23 protein-coding genes and 1 tRNA gene are annotated in these 26,985 nt (G+C 62.8%); 10 read left to right on the top strand and 14 right to left on the bottom strand.

The genetic code is table 11. The annotated features are described in order from the left end of the window. Both KH616_RS06040 and glpD read right to left on the bottom strand, forming a co-directional pair. The coding region (locus KH616_RS06040; RefSeq protein WP_292237996.1) for an FGGY family carbohydrate kinase at positions 1 to 262 on the bottom strand (262 nt) is incomplete at its 3' end. A gap of 80 nt (positions 263 to 342) precedes the next feature. Continuing rightward, the gene (gene glpD / locus KH616_RS06045; RefSeq protein WP_292237997.1) at positions 343 to 1,866 is read right to left on the bottom strand and encodes a glycerol-3-phosphate dehydrogenase; all 1,524 of its coding nucleotides are present in this window, start codon (positions 1,864 to 1,866) and stop codon (positions 343 to 345) included. Between the two features lie 162 nt (positions 1,867 to 2,028). Between glpD and KH616_RS06050 the strand changes: the two genes are divergently transcribed. Further along, positions 2,029 to 2,394 carry a hypothetical protein gene (locus KH616_RS06050; protein ID WP_292237998.1) on the top strand — a complete coding sequence of 122 codons (366 nt, stop codon included), beginning with the start codon at positions 2,029 to 2,031 and terminating at the stop codon, positions 2,392 to 2,394. Positions 2,395 to 2,488: 94 nt separating this feature from the next. On the opposite strand, the gene KH616_RS06055 is transcribed toward KH616_RS06050, so the two are convergent. Together KH616_RS06055 and KH616_RS06060 are read right to left on the bottom strand one after the other, a co-directional pair. Next, on the bottom strand, positions 2,489 to 2,686 hold the full coding sequence (locus KH616_RS06055) for a hypothetical protein (protein WP_292237999.1): 198 nt from the start codon (positions 2,684 to 2,686) through the stop codon (positions 2,489 to 2,491). Between the two features lie 309 nt (positions 2,687 to 2,995). Continuing rightward, a complete protein-coding gene (locus KH616_RS06060) occupies positions 2,996 to 3,775 on the bottom strand; it encodes a DeoR/GlpR family DNA-binding transcription regulator (RefSeq protein ID WP_292238000.1) in 780 nt (259 codons plus the stop codon). A gap of 201 nt (positions 3,776 to 3,976) precedes the next feature. On the opposite strand from KH616_RS06060, the gene KH616_RS06065 reads away from it, so the two are divergent. The 3 genes from KH616_RS06065 to KH616_RS06075 all read left to right on the top strand — a co-directional run bounded on the left by KH616_RS06065 (position 3,977) and on the right by KH616_RS06075 (position 7,366). Beyond that, positions 3,977 to 5,617 (top strand): gamma-glutamyltransferase family protein, encoded by a 1,641-nt coding sequence (locus tag KH616_RS06065; protein WP_292238016.1) that lies wholly within the window; start codon positions 3,977 to 3,979, stop codon positions 5,615 to 5,617. A 351-nt stretch (positions 5,618 to 5,968) separates the two neighbouring features. Further along, positions 5,969 to 6,796, top strand: coding sequence for a ferritin-like domain-containing protein (locus KH616_RS06070; protein ID WP_292238001.1), 828 nt, complete (start codon positions 5,969 to 5,971; stop codon positions 6,794 to 6,796). A 63-nt stretch (positions 6,797 to 6,859) separates the two neighbouring features. Further along, a complete protein-coding gene (locus KH616_RS06075; protein ID WP_292238002.1) occupies positions 6,860 to 7,366 on the top strand; it encodes a hypothetical protein in 507 nt (168 codons plus the stop codon). Here the strand turns inward: KH616_RS06075 and KH616_RS06080 are convergent. The 3 genes from KH616_RS06080 to KH616_RS06090 form a co-directional block, all read right to left on the bottom strand. Further along, positions 7,360 to 8,790 carry a DEAD/DEAH box helicase gene (locus tag KH616_RS06080; protein ID WP_292238003.1) on the bottom strand — a complete coding sequence of 477 codons (1,431 nt, stop codon included), beginning with the start codon at positions 8,788 to 8,790 and terminating at the stop codon, positions 7,360 to 7,362. The two genes, KH616_RS06075 and KH616_RS06080, sit on opposite strands and share 7 nt — an antisense overlap. A 125-nt stretch (positions 8,791 to 8,915) precedes the next feature. Further along, entirely contained in the window at positions 8,916 to 10,214 is a 1,299-nt protein-coding gene (locus tag KH616_RS06085) for a cytochrome c (RefSeq protein WP_292238004.1), read from the bottom strand. A gap of 19 nt (positions 10,215 to 10,233) precedes the next feature. Continuing rightward, entirely contained in the window at positions 10,234 to 10,998 is a 765-nt protein-coding gene (locus tag KH616_RS06090) for a c-type cytochrome (protein WP_292238005.1), read from the bottom strand. Positions 10,999 to 11,382: 384 nt separating this feature from the next. Here KH616_RS06090 and KH616_RS06095 point away from each other — a divergent pair, with 384 nt between their 5' ends. Then, positions 11,383 to 12,315 (top strand): CopD family protein, encoded by a 933-nt coding sequence (locus KH616_RS06095; protein ID WP_292238006.1) that lies wholly within the window; start codon positions 11,383 to 11,385, stop codon positions 12,313 to 12,315. A 135-nt stretch (positions 12,316 to 12,450) separates the two neighbouring features. Here KH616_RS06095 and KH616_RS06100 read toward each other — a convergent pair whose 3' ends face one another. Continuing rightward, on the bottom strand, positions 12,451 to 15,540 hold the full coding sequence (locus tag KH616_RS06100) for a transglycosylase domain-containing protein (RefSeq protein WP_292238007.1): 3,090 nt from the start codon (positions 15,538 to 15,540) through the stop codon (positions 12,451 to 12,453). A gap of 407 nt (positions 15,541 to 15,947) precedes the next feature. Here KH616_RS06100 and KH616_RS06105 point away from each other — a divergent pair, with 407 nt between their 5' ends. Continuing rightward, positions 15,948 to 17,255 carry a dicarboxylate/amino acid:cation symporter gene (locus KH616_RS06105; RefSeq protein WP_292238008.1) on the top strand — a complete coding sequence of 436 codons (1,308 nt, stop codon included), beginning with the start codon at positions 15,948 to 15,950 and terminating at the stop codon, positions 17,253 to 17,255. 931 nt (positions 17,256 to 18,186) lie between these two features. Then, entirely contained in the window at positions 18,187 to 18,453 is a 267-nt protein-coding gene (gene infA, locus KH616_RS06110; protein WP_292238009.1) for a translation initiation factor IF-1, read from the top strand. Positions 18,454 to 18,753: 300 nt separating this feature from the next. Here the strand turns inward: infA and KH616_RS06115 are convergent. Continuing rightward, a tRNA-Ser gene (locus tag KH616_RS06115) sits at positions 18,754 to 18,843 on the bottom strand. 150 nt (positions 18,844 to 18,993) lie between these two features. On the opposite strand from KH616_RS06115, the gene KH616_RS06120 reads away from it, so the two are divergent. From KH616_RS06120 to KH616_RS06130, 3 genes are all read left to right on the top strand, one after another. Beyond that, a complete protein-coding gene (locus KH616_RS06120) occupies positions 18,994 to 20,142 on the top strand; it encodes an ImmA/IrrE family metallo-endopeptidase (protein WP_292238010.1) in 1,149 nt (382 codons plus the stop codon). Continuing rightward, entirely contained in the window at positions 20,129 to 20,611 is a 483-nt protein-coding gene (locus tag KH616_RS06125; RefSeq protein ID WP_226221210.1) for a DUF4411 family protein, read from the top strand. Before KH616_RS06120 ends, KH616_RS06125 begins: the two co-directional genes overlap by 14 nt. 323 nt (positions 20,612 to 20,934) lie before the next feature. Continuing rightward, entirely contained in the window at positions 20,935 to 22,785 is a 1,851-nt protein-coding gene (locus KH616_RS06130; RefSeq protein ID WP_292238011.1) for an ATP-binding protein, read from the top strand. Positions 22,786 to 22,878: 93 nt separating this feature from the next. Here the strand turns inward: KH616_RS06130 and KH616_RS06135 are convergent, their stop codons facing one another. The 5 genes from KH616_RS06135 to KH616_RS06155 all read right to left on the bottom strand — a co-directional run bounded on the left by KH616_RS06135 (position 22,879) and on the right by KH616_RS06155 (position 26,827). After that, positions 22,879 to 23,073, bottom strand: a complete 195-nt coding sequence (locus KH616_RS06135) for an antitoxin MazE-like protein (protein WP_292238017.1) — start codon at positions 23,071 to 23,073, stop codon at positions 22,879 to 22,881. Positions 23,074 to 23,282: 209 nt separating this feature from the next. Beyond that, a complete protein-coding gene (locus KH616_RS06140) occupies positions 23,283 to 24,209 on the bottom strand; it encodes a retron St85 family RNA-directed DNA polymerase (RefSeq protein WP_292238012.1) in 927 nt (308 codons plus the stop codon). Continuing rightward, positions 24,196 to 25,140, bottom strand: a complete 945-nt coding sequence (locus KH616_RS06145; RefSeq protein WP_292238013.1) for a retron St85 family effector protein — start codon at positions 25,138 to 25,140, stop codon at positions 24,196 to 24,198. Before KH616_RS06145 ends, KH616_RS06140 begins: the two co-directional genes overlap by 14 nt. A 618-nt stretch (positions 25,141 to 25,758) precedes the next feature. Then, a complete protein-coding gene (locus KH616_RS06150) occupies positions 25,759 to 26,415 on the bottom strand; it encodes an HAD family hydrolase (protein ID WP_292238014.1) in 657 nt (218 codons plus the stop codon). Positions 26,416 to 26,482: 67 nt separating this feature from the next. Further along, positions 26,483 to 26,827 carry a hypothetical protein gene (locus KH616_RS06155; RefSeq protein WP_292238015.1) on the bottom strand — a complete coding sequence of 115 codons (345 nt, stop codon included), beginning with the start codon at positions 26,825 to 26,827 and terminating at the stop codon, positions 26,483 to 26,485. Between the last annotated feature and the right edge of the window lie 158 nt (positions 26,828 to 26,985).

Here is a 26,985-nt window from a genome sequence, read left to right on the forward strand (position 1 = left end):
CGATCGTCGTCTCGCGCTTGTTCGTGATGCCGATCGCGGCGATCGACGTGCCGTTCAGGCCGGTGCGCGTGACGGCCTCGGCGGCGACGCCGGCCTGCGTCGACCAGATTTCCTGCGGGTCGTGTTCGACCCAGCCGGGTTGCGGGTAGATCTGCTCGAATTCCTTCTGTGCGATCGACACGATGTTGCCCTGGCGATCGAACAGCATCGCGCGTGAGCTCGTCGTACCCTGGTCGAGCGCGAGGATGTACTGGTCCTGCATGTCTCTCATCTCCGTCCGTGATTGGCTTAGTTGTGATTCGCGCCGCATGAGGCGGCGCGTGGGTTGAGTCGAAAATCCTGTCAGGCGTGATGCGCGAGCGAGGCGGCGAACCATGCGTCGAGCGCGGCGGTCACGTCGTCGAGCGTGCCGGGCGCGACGTGCAGCCCGAGCTTCGAGCGGCGCCACAGCACGTCCTGTGCGCAAGTCGCCCATTCGACGTCGCGCAGATAGCGAAGTTCGGCTTCGTGGATATCCGGTGCGATTGCGGGGCCGAGCGCGGCGAGCGACGTCGCCTCGCCGACGACGCGCGCGGCGCGCGTGCCGTACGCGCGCGCGTAGCGGCGCGCGAGCGCGGCGGGCAGCCACGGGTGGCGCTTCGCGAAATCGGCCGCGAACGCGTCGAAATTCGCGCCGGCGATGTCGCCGCCCGGCAGCGCCGCGCCGGCTGTCCATGCCGGCGTGTCGCGGCCGAGCGCGCGGCAGAGCATGTCGCCGGCTTCTTCGGCGAGCTTGCGGAACGTCGTGATCTTGCCGCCGAACACCGACAGGAGCGGCGCGCCCGCGCCGTCGTCCATCTCGAGGCGGTAGTCGCGCGTGACGGCCGATGCGTTGGCCGCGTTCTCGTCCTCGAGCAGCGGCCGCACGCCCGAATAGGTCCAGCGGACGTCGGCGGGCGAAATCTGGCGCTTGAAGTAGCGGTTGATCGAGTCGCACAGGTATTGCGTCTCGTCGCGGTCGATCGCGACTTTCGCCGGATCGTTCGTGTATTCGACGTCGGTCGTGCCGATCAGCGTGAAGTCGCGCTCGTACGGAATCGCGAAGATGATCCGCTTGTCCGGGTTCTGGAAGATGTACGCATGATCGTGATCGAACAGGCGGCGCGTGACGATGTGGCTGCCCTTCACGAGCCGGACGCTGTGCTGTGCGCCTCGGCCGAGCGCGCCATGCAGCACCTCGCCGACCCACGGGCCGGCCGCGTTCGCGATCGCGCGGGCGTGCACGACGCGGATCGAGCCGTCCGCGTGCTGGAGCCGCGCTGCCCATTCGCCATTCACGCGTTCGGCGGACACGAGCCGGGTGCGCGTCAGAATCTCGGCGCCGTGCTCCTTTGCGTCGAGCGCGTTCAGCACAACGAGGCGTGCGTCGTCGACCCAGCCGTCCGAATAGACGAAGCCGCGCCTGATCGAATCGATCAGCGGCGCGCCGGCCGGATGGCGGCGCATGTCGATGCCGCGGGAGCCGGGCAGCAGCTCGCGCTTCGCCAGGTGATCGTAGAGGAACAGACCGAGACGGATCAGCCACGCCGGGCGCAGGTTCGGCATGTGCGGCATCACGAAGCGCAGCGGCCACATGATGTGCGGCGCCGCGCGCAGCAGCGTCTCGCGTTCCTGCAACGCCTTGCGTACGAGCCCGAATTCCTTGTACTCGAGATAGCGCAGGCCGCCGTGAATCAGCTTCGTGCTGGCCGACGATGTGTGCGACGCGAGATCGTCCTGCTCGCAGAGGATGACCGACAGGCCGCGGCCGGCTGCATCGCGCGCGATGCCCGCGCCATTGATGCCGCCGCCGACGACGAGCAGATCGTAGCGATTCGGTTGGGTCACCTGCTGTCCTTATCGTCTGATGGAAATGAGTGAACACAAAATGTTCGGATTCGAAATCTAACGAACGAATTCGAAAATGTAAAGTTCGAAAAAGAGGGGCGGGTGGCGCGTCGCGCGATCCCGGACGATACTTGTCGAATCGATCGTTCGAAGAGGTGAATCATGCGGATCTGGATGACGGCCGGCGCGCTTGCCGTTCTGGCGGGATGCGCCGCCGGCACGCCGCCGCTCGGCGGCAACTGGCGGGCGCCGTCGTTCGCGGCCCTGCAGACGTCGTGCGGCGGAGCGGCGCGCGACTGGGGAGCGGACGCACAGCCGGTCTATTCGGCGCTTTACGATGCGTATGTCGCGAAGCGGTATCGCGGGCTGTCGGATTCGAACTATTGTTCGTTCGTAAACGAACTTTCGGCGCGCTATGTGGCGCCGGACGCGGTGGGCCGTGCCGGCTGGGTGACGTATCTCAACGAGGCGCGCGCGAACGCGATCAGCTGGCGCGCAGCGGTCGATCCGACGCTGCGCGGCGGGTAAGCTTGGCGTTTCGGGACGGCCTGCGCAGACCCCAGATCAGCGGGGGCAGGCTGGCGTGGCGATACGCGGCCGGCTGCCGTCTGGCGCGGCCGGATCAGGAATAGCGATACTTGATCGATCGCAGCGCCGCGTCGCCGGTTTCGGTGACGCAGTATTTGCGGCCCGAACCGAGGCTTTCGAGGCGGACGAGCTGCTGCTCGAGCAGCGCGTCGAGTTCATCGCGATCCATGTTGGCCTGATCGGGAGCATCCTTCACAAGCAATAGCGTGGCGAATTCATGCGGACTCAGCATTGTTTCTCTCCATGACAACCGGACTGCTCATGCATCCGGCTCGAGCGACCGGTGCACAAGATACCCAGCGAGGTGTGACTCAGGGGGGAAAGCTGCTTTCGCCGGCCTCACGTTCGCGCACACTTCGGGGGCGCGGACGAGACGGGCAAACGGGCCGGGGAACTGGAGTCTAGTCGAGTGCGCGGGCAACGCCAAATCGTGCCCCGTTAATTTTCCGATTGACAGCCGCGCCCGCCAGAAGCGGTCCGGCATTGTAGCCAACTTCTTGATTTCACTTGAACTTTGGGGTGCGGCGCAGCATCGCGCCGATTACTCGGCGACGTACACCTGAGTGCCCGCCGCGGCGACCGTTTCCGCCATGTCCGGTGGCAGCGGCTTGTCGGTGAAGAGCGCATGGACCTGGCTCAGGTGACCCTGGCGGACCAGTGCCGGCCGGCCGAATTTCGAGTGGTCGGTGACGAGGTAGACGGTGCGTGCGTGCTGCATGATCGCTTCGGCGACACGCACCTCGCGCGTGTCGAAGTCGCGCAGCGTGCCGTCGGTCTCGATCGCCGACGTGCCGATGATTGCGTAGTCGACCTTGAACTGGCGGATGAAGTCGATGGCGAGTTCGCCGACGATGCCCTTGTCCCACGGTCGCACGATGCCGCCCGTGATCAGCACTTCGCATTCCGGGTAGCCGCTCATCATCGACGCGACGTTCAGGTTGTTCGTGATCACGCGCAGGCCGTGATGACGGTTCAGTGCGCGCGCAACTTCCTCGGTCGTCGTGCCGAGATTGATGAACAGCGATGCCTGATCGGGGATATGCGAGGCGGCGAGCGCCGCGATGCGCCGCTTCTCGTCGTGGAACATCCGCTGGCGTGCGGTGTACGACACGTTCTCCGAACTGGTCGGCAGGCTCGCGCCGCCGTGATAGCGGCGCAGCAGGTTCAGGTCGGCGAGCCAGTTCACGTCGCGACGGATCGTCTGGGGCGTCACCGCGAAATGCGCGGCGAGATCGTCGACGGTCACGAAGCCGTCGCGCTGCACCCATTCGAGCAGTTCCTGCTGGCGCGCGTTGAGGGTGAGGCGAGGATCTCGGGTCATGGCTCGGCTGCAAAGTCGTAAAGACGGAGCGGGTATTGTAAGGGTGTTCGGCTGGCACGCCGGGCACGGGTTGGGAGCCTATTCATGCGGCCGGCGTCTGGATTCATGTAACAAATGAATTTGCGTGATCGCACCGATCGCGCTGCAATGGCGGATCGCACGCATCCGCGCGCCCACTCCGCTTTCGACGAGGTGTATCCGATGACCCGCTTCAACTGGCACAACCCGTATCCGACGACGCGCATTCCGGTGTTCGCGCGCAACGTGGTGTCGACGTCGCATCCGCTGGCCGCGCAGGCAGGCCTGCGGATGCTGTGGAAAGGCGGCAACGCGGTCGATGCGGCGCTGGCGGCCGCCGCTGCGATCACGGTCGTCGAGCCGGTGTCATGCGGATTGGGCGGCGACGCGTTCGCGCTCATATGGGATGGCCGGCAGCTGCACGGATTGAATGCGTCGGGCGTAGCACCGGCTGCATGGAGCGTCGATTACTTCCGCCGCCGCCACGGCGAGGATGCGCACGGCATCGCGCGCAAACCCATGCGTGGCTGGGATACGGTCACGGTGCCGGGCGTCGTCGCGGGCTGGGAGGCGCTGCACGCGAAATTCGGCTCGTTGCCGTTTGCGGATCTGCTGGAGCCGGCGATCGAGATCGCCGAGCGCGGCTACGCGGTGTCGCCGATCGTCGCGCACAAGTGGGCGGCCGCGGTGCCTGAACTGCGCGGGCTGCCGGGCTTCGCGGACACGTTCATGCCACGCGGGCGCGCGCCGGAAGTCGGCGAGCGGGTCTGCCTGCCCGGCCATGCCACGACGCTGCGCGCGATCGCAAAGGATAGCGCGCGTGCATTCTACGAGGGCATGCTGGCCGAACGGATCGCGGCGTTCGCGCGCGATGGCGGCGGCGCGCTGACCGAAGCCGACCTGCGCGCGTACCGGCCGGAGTGGGTCGAGCCGATCGGCAAGCGCTATGGCAGCTATACGTTGCACGAGATTCCGCCGAACGGGCAGGGGATCGCCGCGCTGATCGCACTGGGAATTGCCGAGCATGCCGGCGTGACCGAATGGCCCGTCGATTCGCCGCGGTCGCAGCACTTGCAGATCGAGGCGATGAAGCTCGCGTTCGCGGACGTCTACCGTTACGTCGCCGATCCGCGCGCGATGGACGTGACGCCTGAGGAGATGCTCGACGATGCGTATCTCGCCGAGCGCGCGAAACTGATCGATCCGGATCGGGCGACGCACTTCGGCTCGGGCCGTCCGCGTTCGGGCGGCACGATCTATCTGTCTGCGGCCGACGAGCGCGGGATGATGGTGAGCTTCATCCAGTCGAACTACATGGGTTTCGGCTCGGGCCTCGTCGTGCCGGGCACGGGCATCGCGCTGCAGAACCGCGGGCACGGCTTCTCGATGGATCCGGCGTCGCCGAACGTTGTCGCGGGCGGCAAGCGGCCGTTTCACACGATCATTCCGGCATTCGTCACCGAAGCGGTGAACGGCCGCACCGAAGCCGTGATGAGCTTCGGCGTGATGGGCGGCGACATGCAGCCGCAAGGGCATCTGCAGACGATCGTGCGGATGCTCGGCTACGGCCAGCAGCCGCAGGCCGCGTGCGATGCGCCACGCTGGAAGGTGAATCGCGACTTCACGCTCGACGTCGAACCGGGCATGCGCCGCGCAACGGTCGACGCGCTCGCCGCGTGCGGCCACACGATCAAGTCGATCGACGATCCCTACATGGATTTCGGCTCCGGGCAATTCGTCTGGCGGCTCGATCGCGACGATCCGGAGCGCGGCTACGTGGCGGCGAGTGACAGCCGGCGCGACGGGCTGGCGGCCGGTTTCTGACGATTCGTTCCCAGTCGCATGGGGAAGGGCGGCCTGCGGGCCGCCATTTTTTTGCGGCGCGTATTCGAGCGGCGCGTCTAAACGACAGGCAATGCGGTACGGAACTGCACTTGTCCGGCATGGTCAGTGCTTTGAAGCAGGATCATAAAAGTCCGGCTAAGATGGCTGAATGGCATGGCCGGTCGTGTTCGACACTGGCAAGCGAGGCAGGCCCGGCTGGACTGCCTCGGCCGGGAGGGCCCGACCGGACAGACTCGAATAACGGTTAGCAATGCGCCGCATTCCGTGCGGTCGTCGCGCGCGCCGCACGCGTGGACGGCGGCCTCACGCGGCGGCTGGGAGTGCAATACCATGCAAACGAGAACGGCGCATGTCATGCCGTGGCGTATCGAAGACATCGACCTGACGCGGATCGATCGTCAGCGTGCGGCGGCGAACGAGGATTTGCTGCTGTTGCTGTGCGCGGCGTCTTTCATCGAAAGCGGCTCGGATCTCTACACGAGCAATCTGAGCGAGTTCTTCAACGACGATCCGGAAGTCTCCGCGTGGCTCAACCATGCATGGGAGCACGAAGAACTGCAGCATGGCCGCGCGTTGAAGGCGTACATCGCGCACGTGTGGCCCGAGTTCGACTGGGATACGGCTTTCGCCAATTTCTTCGACGAGTATTCGAAGACCTGCTCGGTCGATGCGTTCGAGAAGACCCGCGCGCTGGAGATGGTCGCGCGCTGCGTCGTGGAGACAGGCACGGCCACGCTGTATCGCGCGATCAACGAATGCTCGGACGAGCCGGTGCTGAAGGAAATCACCGACAACATCCGCACCGACGAAGTGCGTCACTACAAGCACTTTTTCAAATATTTCAAGAAATACAACCGACTCGAAGGGAATGGCCGGCTCGCCGTGCTGGGTGCGCTGATGCGCCGCGTGCTGGAAATCAAGAACGAGGATTCGGAGATCGCGCTGCGCCACGTGTTCGCGATCCGCTATCCGGAGCGCGTCGGCGACAGCCACTACCACCGTGAACGCACGGCGCGCGTGAGTGCGCTCGTGCGACGCAATCTGTCGGCGGACATGTGCGTGAAGATGCTGCTCAAGCCGCTCGATTTGCCCGCGAAAATCCAGCCGGGCGTCCACTATCCGCTCGCGAAGATCACGCAGCACGTATTCTTTCGCTGATCCCGCGCACGCTGCGGCGCTGCGCTGGTACGCTTTCGCGTTTCCGACTCGCCGAGGCCGCACATGACCGATTCGCATCGCCACGCGCTCGAGCAATGGACGTTCGATGCGTGGCCGCCGGCCGTCCTCTCGTTATTCGATGGCACCGCGCTCGACCACAAGGCCGACGTCGCGGCATCGCTGATCGTTGCTACCGGCGATGGCCAGTTGCGCACGACGCTGTTGAGTGCGGGTGAAGTGTTGGCGCACGATGCGCGCAGACTGCTGTTCGCGCTCTGGCCGCATTCGCGTGCGGCGAAGGCGCTGGCGGAACGGCGCATGGCTGCGCTGACGCTCGTCGCGGACGGCGCGTTCTTTCAGGCTCAGTTGAAGGTCGAGCCGCTCGAAGGCGACTTCGGCGGCCTCGCGGGGTTCGCCGCCACGATCGAGCACGGCGATGCGCAGCGGGTCGGCTACGCGCGTCTCGCAACGGGCGTGACGTTTGAGCTGGCAGGCGATCGCGCCGCGGTGCTCGCACGCTGGCAATGCCAGATCGAGCACCTGCGGCGCGCCGCCGCGCGGCTTCAGTGACCGCGCTGGCCGCTGCGCGACGAGCGGTTGCGGTTCGCGTGCGTGGCGTTGGCGGCCGCGGGACGCGCGCCGCTGCCGCCGGCCGGACGCGCACCATTGCCGCCCGTGCCCGGGTTGCGCGGCTTGGCGGCCTTCTGCTGCGCCGGCTTCGGCTGCGCCGCGCCTTCGCGTTTCGCGGCCGGCTGGCCTGACGCGCCGCCGCGCGGCGGGCGATGGCCGCCGCCGCCGGCGCCGCCGGCACGCTGGCCGCGGCGCTGCTGGATCGGCTCCGGCTTCGCATTCGGATCGGGCTCGAAACCCGGAATCACTTCCTGCGGAATCTCGCGCTTGATCAGCCGTTCGATGTCGCGCAGCAACTGCTTCTCGTCGACGCACACGAGCGACACGGCTTCACCCGTCGCGCCCGCGCGGCCGGTACGGCCGATCCGGTGCACGTAGTCTTCCGGCACGTTCGGCAGGTCGAAGTTGACGACGTGCGGCAACTGGTCGATGTCGATGCCGCGTGCGGCGATATCGGTCGCGACGAGCACCTGCAGCGTGCTGTTCTTGAATTCCGCCAGCGCGCGGGTACGCGCCGACTGGCTCTTGTTGCCGTGGATCGCCATCGCGCTGATGCCGTCCTTCGTCAGCTGTTCGGCCAACCGGTTCGCGCCATGCTTGGTGCGCGTGAATACGAGCACCTGGAACCAGTTGTGCTCGCGGATCAGGTGCGTGAGCAGCTCGCGCTTGCGGTCGCGGTCGACCGGATAGATCTTCTGCGCGACCGTTTCCGCCGTCGTGTTGCGACGCGCGACTTCGATCAGTGCGGGCGAATCGAGCAGACTATCGGCGAGCGCCTTGATCTCGTCGGAGAAAGTGGCCGAGAACAGCAGGTTCTGGCGGCGCGGCGGCAGCTTCGCCAGCACGCGCTTGATGTCGTGGATGAAGCCCATGTCGAGCATCCGGTCGGCTTCGTCGAGCACGAGGATGTCGAGATTCGACAGATCGATCGTCTTTTGCTGCATGTGATCGAGCAGCCGGCCCGGCGTCGCGACGACGATGTCGACGCCGCGCTTCAGCGCGTCGATCTGCGGATTGATGCTGACGCCGCCGAACATCACGGTCGAGCGCAGCTTCAGGTACTTGCTGTAGGCACGCACGCTTTCCTCGACCTGTGCTGCGAGTTCGCGCGTCGGCGTGAGGATCAGTGCGCGCACCGCGCGCTTCGCGCCGCGGTTGTCGGCGTAGAACGTGTGGAGACGCTGCAGGATGGGCAGCGTGAAGCCGGCGGTCTTGCCGGTGCCGGTCTGCGCGCCCGCGAGCAGGTCGCCGCCGCCGAGCACGGCGGGAATCGCCTGCGACTGGATCGGCGTGGGCGACGTGTAGCCCAGCTCGTTGACCGCCTTGACGAGCGGTTCGGCCAGGCCGAGAGATGCAAATGACATAAATACGACTCTTGAGTTTTATGATCGGCGATGCGTCGCGCGGCCGGCGCGAGGTGCATCGCAAAAAAACAAAAGGGCGCGGCCGCGGTTTCCCGCAGCCGCGCCCCGATAGCGTCGCCCGATGCTTAGTCGAGCGGCGCGGAACGCAGGTCGCTCACCTGTTGCGGCGAGATCGGCGTCCCGTTGTTGCCCCAAGACATGCGGATGTACGTGACGACCGCCGCAACTTCCTGATTCGACAGCGACTGTGCGAACGGCGGCATCCCGTACGGGCGCGGATTCTTGAAGGTGCTCGGCGGATAGCCGCCATTCAGCACCATGCGGATCGGGTTGACCGCGGATTCCATCACGATCGAATGGTTTTGTGCAAGCGGCGGGTAGGCCGGCGCCTTGCCTTCGCCATTCGCGGCGTGGCAGGTCGCGCAGTTGTCCGCATAGATCTTCTTGCCCTGATCGAACAGCGCGTTGCCGAACTGCTTCGACGGCTCGTACTGCATGTTCTTCGGGGCTTCGGCCTTCTGCGGGATCGACTTCAGGTAAGTCGACATCGCGCGGGTGTCCTCGTCGGTCATGTACTGCAGACTGTTGTGGACCACGTCCGCCATCGGGCCGAACACCGCGCCCTTGTTCGATACGCCGGCTTGCAGGAGGTCGGACAGTTCCTGGACGTGCCAGTCGCCGAGACCGAGCTCCTTGTCGTTCGTGAGTGACGGAGCATACCAGTTTTGCAGCGGGATCAGGCCGCCCGCGAACGCTGCCGAATTCACCGGGCCGCCCATCATGTTGATCGACGTATGGCACATGCTGCAGTGGCCGAGGCCTTCGACGAGGTAGGCGCCGCGGTTCCATTCGACCGATTTGGTCGGATCCGGCTTGTATTCGCCTTCCTTGAAGAACAGCGTGCGCCAGCCGATCAGCAGGTTACGGTTGTTGAACGGGAACTTCAGCTCGTGCGGACGGCTCGGCACCGACACCGGCGCGACCGAGCGCAGGTACGCGTAGATCGCGTCCGAATCCGCGCGCGTGACCTTCGTGTAGCTCGCGAACGGGAAACCCGGGTAGAGCAGGCTGCCGTCCTTCGAGCGACCCGTGTGCATCGCGCGATAGAAGTCGTCCGACGTCCACTTGCCGATGCCGTTCTGGTCGTCCGGCGTGATGTTCGGCGTATACATCGTGCCGAACGGCGTCGCCATCGGCAGGCCGCCCGCGAACGGCTTGCCGCCGCGCACGGTGTGGCAGGCGATACAGTCGCCGACGCGTGCGAGGTATTCGCCCTTCTTGACCAGCGCGGCCTGGTCGGCCGGCGTGGCCGCGACGGCGGCATTGCCGTGCAGCGTGTCGTTGCCCGGCCACAGGACGGGCACGAGGGCCGCTGCCGCGACGATCGCGACAGCCGTGAGTGCAAACAGGGACTTGCGTTTCATTTAGTCTGTCTCCCTTGCCTTATTGCGGTTCGCTGCCGCAGGCGAGCGGAGTCTTCATCGAACGGGCCGGAGCCGGCACCGGGTTGGCGGGCGCCGGTTGGGCGGCAAGCCATGCCGTCACGGCGGTCACGTCTTCGTCGGAAAGCTTGGCGGCGATGTCGTGCATGCAATCCGGAGCCTTGGCGTGGCGGTTGCCGGAACTCCAGGCGCCGAGCTGCGCGCTCAGATAGTCGGCGTGCAGGCCGACGAGACCGGGGATCGCCGGCTGCATGCCGGTCAGCGTTGCGCCGTGGCAGGCCACGCAGGCCGGCAGCTTGCGCGACGGATCGCCCTGTTCCGCGAGCTGCTTGCCGCGCGCGAGCGTCGCGGCCGGCAGCGACGGCTTCGCCGGCGCCGGGTACGGCGGACGCTCGGCCGAGAAGTGCTCGGCGATCGCGCGGAGGTAATCGTCGTTCAGGTACGTCAGCAGATAATTCATCGGCGGGTACTTGCGGCGGCCGTCACGGAAGTTGACGAGCTGGTTGTACAAGTACTCGGCCGGCTTGCCGGCAAGACGCGGGAAATAATCGTTGTCGGTGCCCTGGCCGTGGACGCCGTGACAGGCCGTACAGCCGCGCACACGCTCGGCCATGGTATCGGGCGCCTTGAGCGGCGCTTGCTGCGCGTGGGCTTGCTCCGTGGGCTTGGTCTGCGCTTGGGCAGCGCTCGTAAGGCCCGCTCCGCCGATCAAGAGAACGGCAAGCAGCGGACGGAAGAGGCGTCTTGAAGACACACGAGACTCCATGATTATTCGTCGGGGACCTGTCCGGGCTACGATCGGCTCGGCATGTCGGCAGGGGCAGCCGGGCTGCTGCGCCGCGGCATTCTATCACCGATGAATGGTGTCGGCTATTTGACAAAGTGACACTGTCCCGTGTCTTCGCGTCTGTTGCGACAATTTGTCGCGTATTTGGCGGGGCAGTCGTGAACCGATATGCGTTTTGTCCATCGAAGACCGTACACTCGCGGGTCGCGCGGCGCCGCCTCCGTCGCAAATCCTTGCCACTCCTCGTTTTCCGGATTCATCGATGACGCTTTTTACCGTGCCGTTGCCCGATTTCCCTTGTCCGTTCCCGCTCCAGGCTGCTGCTGCGACGTTCCGCGCGTGCTGTCGCGGAGGGCGTGCGCAATGAAGATCGACAGCTTGTGGATCGGGCAGGTCGCGCTCGCCGCGCTGATGGACGCTGCGTTCGCGACCGCGGCCGGTTCGGCGCTCCTGAAAGGATGGCTCGCGAAAGACGGTGCGCGTGCGGTCGTGTCGCCATCGCATCTTTCGTGGTTGCGTGCGCAACATTCGCTTGTGGCCGCGGCGGCGGCGCTCGTGCTCGCGGATCTGGGCTGGCTGGTCTATCAGGCCGCGTCGATGAGCGGCGCGGGGCTGTCCGGCGCATTCGGGGCGATGCCGGCGATGCTGATGCAGACGCATGTCGGTCTCGCGTGGTGCGTGGCGTTCGCCGGCGCGTTGCTGCTGTTCGCGACCGCACTCGCGCGCCCGGAAGGGCCGCTCGCATATGCGGTGCTGTGGATCGCGGTGATCGTGGTCGCGGCCGGCAAGGCGTCGGCCGGTCACGCGGCCGATACCGGATCGTTCTCGGCCGCCATCGGGGTGCAGACGCTGCATCTGCTCGTCACTTCGGTGTGGGCCGGCCTCGTGCTCGCAGGCGGCCTTGCGGTGCTGCCCGCGCTTGGCGCGTCGGTCGCGCGCGGTGCGCTGATCCGCGTCGCGCAGCGGCTGTCGCACACATCGATCGTCGCGGTCGTGCTCGTACTCGGCACCGGCGCGCTGAATGCTGTGCGCGGGCTCGGCGGGGCGCTCGCGCCGCTCGACGGCAGTACGTGGGGCCGCGTGTTGCTGCTGAAGATGCTGCTGGTCGCGCTTGCACTGGTGCTCGGCGGCCTGAACCGGTTCTCCGCGCTGCCGCGGCTGCGCCGCACGGCGTCGACCGAGGACGCACACACGTTCCGCAATATCCTCCATCTTGAAGCGCTGACGATGATCGGCGTGGTCGTCGCGGCAGCGGTGCTGTCGTTCAGCGTGCCGGGCTTCGCCGCGCTCGGCTGAGTCCCGCCGGCATCGCAACGACGCCGGGCGTCCCGCTGTCATGCGCCCGGCGCGCGCCGGCCTGAAGGATGCGCGCGGGCGTCGGCGATCCGCCGCGGATCGAGCCGACTGCGCGGCGCGCCATCCGCACCGCGCCTACGACGGTTTCGCACCGGCCGCCTTCGGCGCTGCGACCTCGGCCTGCGGGCCGACCGGCGCCGGCTTTTCGATCAGCGGCGCGAGCGCCGGCGCCATCGATTTCAGCAACTGCACCGCCATCGCGCTCGTGAAGTCGTAGCGTGCCGCGTAGGGCTCGTGCGCGGTGGCCGTCAGCACGCCGAAGAAGCGGTCGCCGAGCACGAACACGAACGTGCCGCTGCGATTCACCTTGCGCGACTCGATCAGCCGCGCGCCGCGCGCATAGACGTTGAAGCGCTGGTCGCCGGTTCCGGTCTTGCCGTAGACATCGAGTGTCCTGCCGTCCGGCAGCGTCATGCCGCCCGCGAGCCGGCGCGCGGTGCCGTTCTGCACGACGTCATGCAGCAGGCGATGCACGACGCCGGCGATTTCCGGTGCGAGGATCTGTTGCGGCTGCGCCGGCGCACGCACGAAGCGCGTCTCGTACGGCGTGCCCTTCGCGAAATCGAGCCGCGAGATGGTTTCGGTCGGCGCTTTCGCGCCGCCGTTCGCGATCAGACCGATCAGCTTCGCGAGCGCATCGGGCTGGTCGCCCGACGCGCCGATCGCCGCCGCAAACGACGGCGTGACTTCCGCGAACGGATAGCCGAGCGCGCGCCACGACTTGCTGATCGCCGCATAGGCGCGTAGCTCGACCATGCGGCGGATACGCCGATCCTGTGTGCCGTGGTAGCGCGTCTTGTACAGCCACGAATACGTGTAGATGCGTGCGTCACGGCTTTCGCGCTGCACGTCCGCGAGCGTGGCGTTGGGGTGCGCGCGCAGATAGTTGAGCGTCCAGAGCGCGAGCGGATGCACGCTCGCGATATAGCCGCGGTCGTTCAGGTTGAAGCGGTCGATCGCGTACTTCGCATAGAGCGCCGCGAGATCGTCGTCGGACAGCGTCGCGGCGGGCGTCCCCTTGAGCGCCGCGCGCATCTGCGCGTCGAACCAGGCGCGCGGTTCGTTCGGCGCGACGCTGCGCAGCACGGTCGCGATCTTCGGCGGCGACTTGCGGACGTCCTTCAGCATCAGTGCGAGCGCGTCGTCCGGGGGCTTGCCCGCATAGCGCGTGTAGAAGCGCTTCACGTAGACCTTGCTTTCCCCGTCGACGAATTGCTGCAGGTACTGCTTGCGCTGCTCGGGATCGCCGAGCCATGACGCGGACGGTCCGGATGTCTGGATCATCTGGTAGTGGACGATGTCGCGCATGAGCCGCACGAACACGAGGTTGACCGAGTGCTCGAACGCCGCGTGCAGCGTCAGGATGCGGCCGTTGTCCGATTTGTCGAAGTTGCTGAACGCCTGCGCGCCGCCGCCCGTATAGAACAGTTCGCCCGGGCTTGCCGAATACTTGCGTTCGACGGCGGCGTCGAGCATTGCCTGCAGCGAGCGGTCGCGCGTATGCGACAGGTAGTCGAGCGCCCAGCGTGTCAGACCGTCGATCGGATCGGGCTTCACGCGGGCGAGTTCCGCGGGCGGCAGCGCGCCGTAGCGCGCATGCAGATCGGAAACGAGCTGCAGGTACGTGACGAGCGTGCGCAGCTTCGCCGTCGAACCGAGGTTGATGCGGCCGCCGCGGTTGATGTCGAACGGCTGGTTCACGCTGTCGGTCTGCACGCGCAGCATGTTTGCGCCGTCGCGCCGTTCGTACAGCGTGAAGCTGTACGTGAGATGCGCCGGATCGTCCCTCGGCGCGAGCATCTCGTAGCCGTACAGTCCCGCGGCCTGCGCGCCGTCGCGCGTCGACGCTTTCGCGAGCCGTTCGGCGACCGCCTGCTGCACCGCATTGTCGAGCGTGCTCGTGGCCTGCAGATCGAGCTGGTCGAGTTGATACATGTCGCCGACGCCGAGTGCGGCGAGCAGCGACGCGCGCGCCGACGAGATCGCCTTGCGCGAGACGAACGACTGCACGCGGGCAGCCGCGGGCGGCGCACTGCGCTGGATGCGCGCATCCAGCGCGGCATCGCGCAGCGCCGGCGAAATGACGCCGCCGGTCGTGAGCAGCCGCAGGTAGCTGTCGGTCAGCCGCTGCAGCGCCGGATATCCGCTGTTGAGGAAGTACGACGGCGCGCGCTGCGCGATGATCAGCGACAGCACCTGACGGAATGCCACCGCCTGCGCGACGAGGTTGTCGGATGTGGCCGGCGCGCCGAGCAGACGGTTCACCTCGTTGAAATCGCGGCCGTACCACGCGGCGACACCGTCGCCGATGCCGGTGATCTCGCCGATGTGCGGCCGCGCGGCGAGCGGCACGGAATTCAGGTAGTGGACGACGATCGCGCGGCGGGCGGGCATCGTCTGCGGGCCGTTCAGGTACGCGCGCGCCGATGCCGATGCGATCTGCCGCAGCTTCTCGGGCGGCGTCGCCGTGCGGCCGCCCGGCGAGTGGCGGAATTTCTCGATCTGCGTCGCGAGCGTGCTGCCGCCCGGCCGCGCCTGGTGACGGTTCACGACGTGCAGCGCCTGGTCGGCGACCGCGCGGCCGAAGCGCCCCCAGTCGATGGCCGGATTGCGGTTCGGCTGGTTCGGGTCGAGCAGGTAGCGATCCTCGATGAACAGCAGCGAATCGACGATCACGCGCGGAATCGCATCGAAGTCGCGATAGATGCGTTGCGGGAACGTCGTGGCGAAGAGCGGCGCGCCCGTCGAGTCGAACAGCATCAGGCCGGTCTGGTCCTTTTCCTCGTAGGGAGGGAACAGGCCGTCTGCGGCCAGCGACAGCATCCGCTCGGAGTCGCGCGCCTGCTTGCTGACGACGAAGCCGCGTGCGAGCAGGCGTTCCTGGAACGACGGGATCATCGCGTAGCCGAGGCGCATGTCGTACGGGCCGTCGCCGGGGAAGTGGATGTGGTCGCTCGGCCCGGTTTCGACCGTATAGCCGACGTCGCGGGTCAGCTCGGACAAATAGCGGGCCTGCAGGCGGGATGTTTCGAACTCGGCCTGGAACAGCCGCGCAACGATCGCGATCGTCACCAGCGTGGCGGCGAACAGCGTCCATTTGATCCACTTCCAGACCGATGCTGCGGCGGTCGCGCGTGGCGGGGTTCGAATCAGCGGCCGATTCATGACGGCGTCTCCCTGCGGGGGGCGGGCTCCGGCCGCCCCCCATTAAGGGTTAGTGTAGTCCCGAACCGCGTGCTTCCAAGGGCGTTCGACCCGGAGATGCGCGGGCGCAACGGCGGTGCAGCATCGTGCGCCTTGCCGGGGCGCCGTGCACCGCGGATGCGCGGCGCCGAAAATGCTCCGCACCCGTCATGCATGTTTTCGTTCGGTTGTATTCGAAATTTGCATGATTCTTGGTGAGGAGGGGGCGACTGAATACCCTGCGCGCCTGTTCGTTCGGTGCGACACCGCCCGGCAATTCGTGCCGGATCACATGCGCCGAACAGCCACGTCAAGGCCTCAGACCGCGCGCCAGCGCGTGCGCCGCCATCCGCTACCCGCAACGCCCCCGCTCGGGCATGGGATTCTTCATGAAAAAGAGACGGAATATCACTTCCTACATCGTGATCGCGATGATTCTCGGCATCGCCGTCGGTTACGTCTGTCACAGCACGTTCCCCGATCCGAAGGTCACGAAGGACATCGCCGGTTACGTGTCGTTGTTGTCAGACGTATTCCTGCGTCTGATCAAGATGATCATCGCGCCGCTCGTGTTCTCGACGCTGACTGTCGGCATCGCGCACATGGGCGATACGAATGCGGTGGGCCGTGTCGGCGTGAAGGCGCTCGGCTGGTTCGTGATCGCGTCGTTCGTGTCGCTGCTGTTCGGCCTGCTGACCGCGACGCTGCTGCAGCCGGGCAGCCATATCAACCTGCCGCTGCCGGGAACGGATGCCGCGACCAACCTCAAGACCGGCGCGTTCACGCTGAAGGACTTCGTGGCGCACCTGGTGCCGAAGTCGATTGCCGAGGCGATGGCGAACAACGAGATCCTGCAGATCGTCGTGTTCTCGATCTTCTTCGGTACCGCGCTGTCCGCGCTCGGCGACACCGGCAAACGCCTGACGGCCGTGATCGACGATCTCGCGCACGTGATGCTGAAGGTCACCGGCGCGGTGATGTGGTTTGCGCCGGTTGCGGTCTTCGCTGCGCTCGCATCGACGATCACGACGCAAGGCCTCGGCATCCTGCTCACGTTCGCGAAGTTCATGGGCAGCTTCTACCTCGCGCTCGCGCTGCTGTGGGGCATGCTGACGCTCGCCGGCCTCGTGTTCCTCGGCAAGCGCACGTTCTCGCTGATCCGCCTGATCCGCGAGCCGTTCCTGCTGTCGTTCGCGACCGCCAGCTCGGAAGCCGCGTATCCGAAGCTGCTCGATGCGCTGGACCGTTTCGGCGTGAACCGCAAGATCTCGAGCTTCGTGCTGCCGATGGGTTACTCGTTCAACCTCGATGGCTCGATGATGTACTGCACGTTCGCGGTGCTGTTCATTACGCAGGCGTACGGCATCCATCTGCCGCTCGGCACGCAGCTGACGATGCTGCTGCTGCTGATGCTGACGTCGAAGGGGATGGCGGGCGTGCCGCGTGCGTCGCTCGTCGTGATCGCCGCGACGCTCAACCAGTTCAACCTGCCGGAAGCGGGTCTGCTGCTGATCATGGGCGTCGACACGTTCCTCGACATGGGCCGTTCGGCGACCAACGCGGTCGGCAACTCGATCGCCGCGGCCGTGATCGCGAAGTGGGAAGGGCAGCTCGGCGAGGAGAACGACGGCACCGTAGCGGCTGCCGCCGCGGCGCCGCTCGAGATCCGCAAGGATGTGGCGCGCGAGCGCGTATAACGCAAGGTTTCACCGCTTGCCGTAACGGCCGGTGTGCCCGCTTCGAAAGCGGGCGCCCGGCCGTTTTGCCGTTTACGCGGCGGCGTGATGACAATGATGCGCCGGCGGCCGCCGGCGAGTAGGGATGATTGGCGATCGAAACGTCCTTCCGCGTCTGCGCGATGTCCCGTGCCTGTGCATCTCATCGCGCTGTCCGGTGCGGCGATTCTCTGACTGCTGCTGTTCGGGCCCGGGCTGGCCGTTTCCGTGGTGCGCCATCGTGGAGCCGCTGCTTCCGGCTGCGGCGTAACGGCGGCAAGGACGAATAGCGACCAGAGAGGACATTTGTCGGCCGAAAGAAAGCTGTTTCGCCGGTGATGCCACATTTGCAAGTCACTTTTGCAACTCAAAAGCGCATATTTGGCGCATACTTACGCCTTGTCAGAGGTGCGGAAGTAAAATCATTGTCAGCATGTGCTGACATCCTCGCAGTATTTTCCTCCACCGGCAGCAGCGTTGCAGGCGATGCACGCCGCATTTGCCGCCAGCGGATCTGGCAGCCTCCAGGCGTCTGACGCCGATGCGGCGTCAGCGTGTTTCCATTCATCGAATCCGTCGTGTCGGGGCGTCGCGTCGTGCGCTCCGTTCAAGTCGGTCTCACACCCTTTTCATCCGGCTGCGCGTGCCGGTCAGTGCGCCATTCGGCTTGCCGCGCCACGTTGCGCGCGCACTTGTCCACGTCGCCCGTTCCGTCGGTCGAAGTTCGCGGTAGCCGGCAATGCACTTCGCGCGCAGCGTGCGTACGCCGGACCCATGACCGGTGAGGCCGACGGGTCGCTGATTTTCGCGCATGATGGCTTCGACGTCGGCGCACGGGATGTCGGTGCGGTATCCATCACGAGCGCACGGGCGATCGACGCCCAGTCCCATTTCCAGAGAACAGGAGTTATGTATGGCTAAAGAAGAACTGATTGAACTTGATGGCATCGTCGACGAAGTCCTGCCGGATAGCCGTTACCGCGTCACGCTTGATAACGGCGTCGTCGTCGGTGCCTATGCGTCGGGCCGCATGCGCAAGAATCACATTCGCATTCTCGCGGGCGACCGCGTCACCCTCGAACTGTCGGTCTATGATCTGACGAAGGGGCGGATCAATTTCCGTCACAAGGACGAGCGCAGCAGCGGCGCGGCACGTAGCGCTCCGATTCGTCGTCGTTAAGCGGGCTGAGGCGGGGCTCGGGCGTATCGCCGGCCGGGCCGGTCTGCCGAGGCGCAACTTGGGCCGGGCGCCGTGCCGGCAGTCGACAGCGCGCGGCGCGAGTCGGTGCGTGGCCGGAGGAGGCGTTGCATCGGAGGCTTGCCGCAAGGGGGAGCGCCGCTGCATATGACGCAGGCCCCGGCAAGCCGGCCGCATTTTTCCTGGGCGCTGGGCAAGCAGTATCGCCCGGGTGCCGGACGCATTGCCGATGCTGAAAATGAAAAAGCCGCTGAACCTTTCGGAGCAGCGGCTTTTTGTATTTGGTGGCGAATCAGGGACTCGAACCCCGGACCTGCGGATTATGATTCGGCGTGTGACGCGGTAAGTTACTGAAAACTAAGAGAATTCGACCGTAAACGACCGAAGTCAAAAGTTGTTTAACATTAGTAGTTTACCGTAATTTCGGGCGGTCTAGAAAAGCTGAGCTATGCACCGCTCATGCACTTCGGAGAGGCTGTGGAAGCACAGCAAGCGGGCACCCCACCGGTATAATGAACGGCTATGGAGCGCATACAGTCGATCAACCCCGAGCGGATAGCTTGGTGCTGTGCCGATCACGGCACGACGCCAGGCGAGCTCGCGTCCGCGGTTGGCATCTCGCAGACGACGATGGACCGTCTTATGGCGGGAGAGGGGGGCTTGACGTTTCCTCAGCTCAGCAAGGTGGCGAGCTTCTTTGGTCGGGGGGCGCTTTTCTTCCTGGAGCCAGGGCCGGTCGATGAAGCTCAGGTACATACCCCGGCTTTCCGGACCTTGGCGAATCAAAAGCCGGAGTTGACTGCGAGGCTGAAGATGCTCATAGAGCGTGTCGAGAGACAACGCGAGATATATCTGAGCCTTCGCGAAGATTTGGATGACGCAAACTTGCCTCGATTTGAGGAGCCGGATCTCCCGCGCGACAACCCGGCTGAAGCAGCGAGACTCGCGCGCCGGTGGCTTGGCCTTGGCGACGACAACACGTTTGACAGTTACAGGGCGGCGGTAGAAGCGCGCGGGGTATTGGTATTCCGTAGCAACGGATACAACGGAAAGTGGCAGATCGCCAAAGAGAGCCCAATCCTAGGCTTCAGCATCTACAGTCCTGATTGTCCGGTCATCGTTGTAAAAAAGCAGACCTACGAATCCCAGCAATCCTTCACACTGATGCACGAGCTGGGGCATCTGTTGCTGCATCGAAGCAGTTCGATCGACGATGAGCAGGATATGCAGTCCCACCAAGGTAATGAGCGGGACGCGAATGCTTTCGCCGGTCACTTGCTTGTGCCCACGGCGTTCTTGGCAAGAGTGGACGATCTGGGGCGCCCGCGACAAGTTACTGAGTACGACGAGTGGCTCAGACCGCTGCGGCGACAGTGGGGCGTTAGCACGGAGGTCATACTGCGCCGACTGCTTGATGCTGGCCGGTTGCCACAGGCGCAATACGCTGCCTATCGACACTGGCGGGCCGCGCAGCCTGCCCCGGAGCAGGACCGCGGTACTCGGATGTACCGCCATCGAGAGCCCTCGCATATTTTTGGCGACAGATTCGTGCGGACGGTACTGGACGCACTGGATGGGCGGTACATCACGTTGGCAAAGGCGAGTCGGTATCTCGATGGCCTGAAGATCAACGACCTGCATCAATTGGAACGTTTCTATGCAGGTGTTTGACGCATCTTCGATGATTTACGCCTGGGATAACTATCCCGCGAATCAATTTCCGGGACTCTGGACATGGATGGCGGCTGAGATCAATGCCCGAAGGCTCATGATGTCTATCGTGGCTTATGGAGAGGTATGCGCAGGGACGCCGGACTGTGGCGATTGGCTTGTGACGGCCGGTCTTGAGCCATTGGAAGTCACGAACGAAATTGCGCAGGACGCTATGCGCATTAAGGGGCTACTTGGAATCGTCGGCGATAACTATCACCCTAAGGGCGTGGGCGAGAACGATTTGCTCATCATTGCGACAGCACGGGCCCACGGGAGAGAACTCGTGTCAAATGAGGCTCAGCAAAACAATCCACCGGACGTGAACTCGAAGCGAAAGATACCGTCCGTTTGTTCCATGCGTGAGGTTGCCGTTCCTTGCATCGACTTCGTTCAATACATACGTCGATCAGAGGCAGTCTTCGGCTGAATTTCGCCAGGGAGCCAAGCAGGCTTGCCGCGTCGTACCACGGTGAAGCCCTTTGGGTTGTTGACAGGTGGGGGACGTTGATTGCCGGCCGGCCGCCTTGGGCGCCTCACTGATGGCGTAAGGGCTTGCACCCGCGGTGTGAGTCAACGCTCGATCCCCCAAGTGTCAACAACTCGGTCTAGGCGAGCGTGCGGACAAGATCGGGACGCCCCTTAGCCTCGACGGTGAATGTTTCGTTGATATATCGCAGTCGCTTCAATCTAAGTGTCGATAAGAGCAGCGCTAACGTCGTCGGCCGGACCACATTTCATCGGGGGGGCAGTGTGAAACTCGCAGCGGTGATTCTTGAAAATTTTCGTGGGTATGCTCAAAGTACTCGAATTGAGATCGACGATCTGACGGCGTTCATTGGCAAGAACGACGCGGGCAAGTCAACGATCCTCGAAGCACTCGAAATTTTCTTTAACGATGGCAAGCCAGAACGTGGTGATGCATGTGTGCATGGCACTGGCACGATGATCCGCATCGGCTGCGCTTTCACCAGCCTCCCTGCCGAGATAGTTCTCGACACCGCGGCACGCACCTCTCTCGCGACTGAGCACTTGCTGAACGAAAAGGGCGAGCTGGAGATTTCTAAGGAGTGGGACTGCTCGGGAAAAACTCCGAAAGAGGCTGTCTTCGCGGTTGCTCTGCATCCGACCAATGCCGATGCGGCCGACTTGCTCACGCTCAAGAATACAGACCTGAAAGCCAGAGTCAAGAAGCTGGGCATAGATGAATCGACCGTAAATTTGACGGTGAATGGCAGCATGCGGCAAGCGATCCGCGATGCCTGTCAACCACTAACCTTCGAGCGCCGGCTGCTTCCGCTTGACAAGGAGGATGCCAAAAAGGTCTGGGAACAGCTCAAGCCGCAGCTCCCAATGTACGCGCTGTTCCGCTCGGATCGGCCGAGCCAGGACGGCGATGAGGAGGTTCAAAGCCCGCTTAAGTTCGCGATCACGCAAGCGCTCAAGGAGATGGCGGACGATCTGAAGAAGATCGAGGATGCGGTGAGGCTCCGGGCAGAGGATGTTGCGAAGCGGACGCTGGAAAAACTGAATGAGATGGACGGTCGCCTGGCAAGTGAGCTTAAGCCGTTTTTCAAGACCGATCCGAAATGGGATGTCTTCAAATTCGGTCTCGTGGGAGACAACGACATACCCATCAACAAGCGCGGGAGCGGCGTTCGCCGTCTCATTCTTCTGAACTTCTTTCGGGCTGAAGCGGAGAGGCGACGTACAGAAAAGGGAGCGTTGAGCGTCATCTATGCCATTGAGGAGCCGGAGACGTCGCAACACCCCGACAACCAGCGGCTGCTTGTTCAGGCGCTCAAGGAACTTGCTGTTGACGAAAACACGCAAGTTCTCGTCACTTCGCATACGCCGGGCTTGGCGGGGCTGCTGCCTAGCGATAGCCTGCGGTGCGTGCGCAAACAGCCCGATGGTACGGCGACCGTCATTCATTGCACGGACGACGATTTGGCCAGGATTGCGAACGAACTCGGCGTGCTACCTGATCGGCGAGTCCAAGCGCTGGTCTTCGTTGAAGGGACCAACGATATCGAGTTCCTTGAGCGTATCAGCTCGATGCTGAAACCAGGCATGGCTGATGTCGTCGATTTCGCCGCCGACAACCGCGTGGCGCTCGTCCCTCTCGGCGGGGGCTCGCTCAAACAATGGGTTGCCAAGCACTATCTGCGAAACCTGAACCTACCGGAGGTTCACATCTATGATCGTGACGATGCCGTGCCGCCGAAGTATCAGGCGGAATGCGACACCGTCAACGCACGCACCGATGGTTCTTGGGCCGTCGTAACGGCGAAGCGGGAGCTTGAGAACTATTTGCACGCCGACGCCATCGCTGAAGGCATGAACGGTATCGTAGTTACGTACACCGATACCTGTGACGTTCCGCTAATCGTGGCGAAGGCCGTTCACGAGTCGTCAGGTAGCACGAAGCTGTGGCCAGACGTATTGGCTGATGCCAAGGAATTATCAGATAAGGTAAATCGAGCAAAGAAGCGCCTCAACCGCGACGCGGCCGCGAAAATGACTGCCGCCAGGCTTGCAGAGGTCGACGTGGCTGGCGAGGTGTCGGGTTGGCTTAGAAGGATTCATGCGATGCTTGTGTAGTGGGCAGAAATCGCACTATTGCCAATCAACCTTTCGCATCCAAGTCGGGCTCCCTCCAAGTCATTCCCGGTTTTCAATGAGGCCGTTAGAGGGTTACCCGACGCCAATAGCGTCGGCCTCGGCTGGATCACCATGCAGCTTATGGCACTGACGGCGGAGCGTGACGGCGAACGTCGGCGAGTCGGTATCGATCATCCGAAACCGTGCTGGCCTGTATCTGACGCCTGCGCAGTTCGCTCGGGCGCACGAAGCAAAGCAGCAGTTTTTAACCTCGGACTCTAACTGCAGTTCGGACTAAAACCGGGGGGCAGGTCAGCAGGACTGGTGACTCAGCCAACTAAACGGGGTAGTGTTGTTTTGGTAATCGATGCTACTTCGCTCGAACGTGGGAAGGTGTCCAGATATTCCCGCGAGCGAGCTTCGGATTGCAATGACGCGGCCATCAAGGAGGATTTACAACCCTTCGTCGGTGCTTGATCGGACGACCAGAGATGTGTTTAATTGCCGCGCATAAGGCTTTTGTAAGATGGCTCGCCAATCATTCGAATAATGGAATTGACATATTCCGGCTCAATCGAAATCGCGAATGCTAATAGCCCTCGCAGCTTCTTCGTGTCGTCTAGCGATAGAGTGCCGAGGTTAAAGCGATGCGCCATTGCTCTCATTAGCCGCTTTTTTTCGCGACCCAGAGAAACAGATCCTTCGTTTGTTAAAATGAGTCCAGTTAGTTGTCGCTGAAATTTTTTCGAAGTAAAAACACTCTTCTCTTCGTTTAGAGTCAGTCTTGGATAGTCAAGTTGACGACACGTTTCCCTAACAAAATTCTGCAACTCGTCGAGAATGTGCGGAGTATTTGTGGAGAACGCGAGATCATCAGCATATCGCGTATATTGAACGCCCGCGGCATTGCAATAATCTGAAGCTATCGTATCAAAATGGAACATGACGGTGTTCGATACCGACGGAGAGCTCGGTGCTCCGATAGAGAGACGCATATCCTGATTTTCGCTATCATATCGGAAAAGCAGCCTCGTGATTGCTACCTTGTCCGCTTCGGAGATTTCAGTATGCCGCGTCAAGTGCTGCCTGAAGTCGTTCGCTTTGATAGATGGGAAGAAGTCCCTAAAGTCCAATTTTAGAAGATATTTCTTGGTTGCATGCTCTTTGGCATGATCTTTAATTCCCAGATCGGGTCGGTAAGCCATTGCGGCCTGATGAACAGGCAGCGCGTTAATATAGTTGGCCACTATCCACCGCTGCACGAGTTTGAGTTCGGCAGTCGGTTGAGCTATTTGACGCAGGCCACGACCATTACGCTTTTCAATTAAGTGAATTTTGTAACGACGAGGTGCTGTTTCGATCATCGACGCAGCTTCTGCGCGCGAAAGAGGGAAGGCCGCTTGCAATCGATCAATTAGATTCATGCGGCACCTCCCCATGGATTTGTTCGTAAGCCTTCCTTCGAGCCGTCTCTTTTTTTAACAGCTCAAAGGTGGCCATTTTGAAGCGGGTTCGATCAAATTTCTCTTCCGGATTTGCGGAATCATAATCGAGATAGAACTGCCGATTTTGCCGCGGAGCGATCAAATATTTCTGTGTATATTGCTGACGTTCGGCAATCAAGTTAAAAAGTTTGAGCTGGCCAGCGAGTCGGCGAAATGTGTTTCGATCGATGCTGACACCCATGAATTCCAAAATTCCGAGCGCTTCAGTTTCAGTGAGTGCGCCAAATAATTCGATGGCATCGGCAATTAACAGGAGTTGATCTCTAATCCGAAGAGGAGAAAGCAATTCTCGCTTCGGATGATCATTGACCTTTGCCTCAAGAGCCTCGGCGACGATTGACGCCTCGTCGTAAAATTTTTCAACTGAATTGGAATCAATAACACACACAGATGCGTCTGAATGAGTTCCAGTAAGTTTTTTAAGTGGCCCATGCGCAATGAACGAATCTTGCTGGAAATACGAGTTGCTAACTACAACAAGTAAACGCTCAGATAGGACGTCGTCCATACAAAACGCTCCCAACTCTGCAAGCGAACCTGGGCTTTCGGAAAATAACAAAATCGCCCCTGACAGGGCGCCGGCATCACGTTCGAATTCAACGAGATTCTGATACCCCTCAAAGCGATTCCATTCTGGGAAATACTCCGGAAGCTGAAATTGCTCAACAAGAGGATGTGAATTATCGCTCGCCCAGTTAAGGAAGGCATTTCTGAACGAGGAATTTCGATGCTCTGGCTCGATGCCGATCGGGCCTCCGCCGAAAATCAGGATGATTTTCGGGCGACGACGAAGCCGCGTCTTAGCTGGCGCAACACTATTTTTGAAGTTTTGTAATGCGTCAGCAAGCAAGGTCAATTACCTAAATTAGGCACGAAACCGGCATGCGCCGAATCGGGACCTACTGGACACGGATTCGGCGCATGCCGGTTTCGTGCCGTTAATGTAGTCCACTGCAGCTCAGTCTGGCGAAACGCCCGACAATTGATAGCGAAATATCTGCTACCGCGCGTAATTGAGTCCTGATTGTCGCAAATAAGTACATCCATGGCAATGGGTGTGTGCCTGACGCGCCGGGCGCCTCGTACGGGGCTCAGGCTGCGACACGCCGAAAAATGGGGCGCCAAGAAAGATGGAAGACGGGGGCGCGGCGGAAATCAGGAAGCGATCGAATGGCGGCGACAGATTGGTGTTCGGGGAGATAAGCCGAATGGCCGCACGCTGGCGTTGCTCTTTTCCCAGCTTCAGCCCGCTACACTGGCAACATTTCAACCGGTCAGGGGACGGTCATGATCGAACGCAGGTTGGTTCATCTGGCAGCAGCTGTCGGAGCGGCATCGTGCTCGTGCGTGTCGTCGTTTCACGTACGGTGCGCCGCAAGCTCAATGAAGCAATGCAGGCGCTTGACGAAGCGGCAGCCTCGGTCGAGGCAACTGCGCCACTTGGACAGCTGCGCGGCTTGATCTTGCGTTACGACAGCTCGACCGATCCCGTCTGGCTCGTTGGCAAGGAATCTGAATTAGCACGGAGTGTTGGAAGAACCTCGGCCAGCGTCCGGATGGTTGCTGCGACCTGCGGGTGATTTTCCCGTCCACGCCGGTTCAAATGCAGTGCGTGCAGGCCACTTGCCAATGCGCCTTCATAGTCGTCAGTGATTGTGTCACCCACCATCAGTGCTTCGCTAGCCGTTACGCCGAGCTGTTCACACATGGACCAAAAGATGCGCGGATCCGGCTTCAGGTGGCCGACTTCAAACGACCATGCGTGGGCATCCGGCGCAAACGGCAACAGCCGTAACAACGGTTCCGCGTATGGCGCGGCCAGATTTGACACGATACCGATCCGGAAGCCAGCCGCCCCCAAGGCTTCCAGCACCTCGATGGTTTCCGGATACAGTTCAATGCTCGCCAGCTCAGTCTCAAGCTCCTCCTCCAGCTTGGCCAGATCGACGCCCTGCACATGCAGTTCGTGCGCGGCATCGCGCAGCGAGAGCGCCCGAGTCATGACCAGTTCGCGCGCGCGCCGACGATCCGGAGAAAACTGGGCAAGCTGGGCAAATGGCCGACGTTTGATGCGAATGTCACAGAGGGTGCCGAAGGCGTCGAAGAAAACGGCGTTGAGTGACATGGTATGGACCCCATCAATGGCCCTGGTGACTGAGACCTGGTCGCCACCGAGGTGGCGAGATTGCGCATTATGCGTCGTTTCCGCCCTCGCTTGCGAGGGCATCGTCAACGTGTCCGGCAAACACTGCCCGGCGTTTTCTGCCCACAAATTCTTTCGCGAACGATTCAAGGAATCCGGTATATCGGCGTGAGCCAACGATGGCTGCCGCTTCCTTGTCAAAGATCTCAGGGGTGGCCTGGAACATGAAGCGGATCAGCTGATCGACCTGCGCGATCACCAACTGGACATCATCCCCCACGCGAGCCGTTTCCGTCAGCGTACGAACTATGGTTGCGGCCAGACGGCCCTCCATTGCGTGCAGTTCTTCCACGATCGATTCATTGGCTAGGTACTTCTCGATCGCTACCGCCATCACGGCCGAAACAGACGTTGATCTTGCATCCGCCTCCGCTTTCAGACGAGCTTTCAGATTGGAGTTGCCCCTGTAATACCGGACACGGCATCACACTAAGGTTGCTGAATCCATCGAGCGCCGGAACTCGCGAGGCGAGCGGTATTTCAGCGCGCTAT

Source organism: Burkholderia sp. (assembly GCF_018375725.1).
Taxonomy (GTDB): Bacteria; Pseudomonadota; Gammaproteobacteria; order Burkholderiales; family Burkholderiaceae; genus Burkholderia.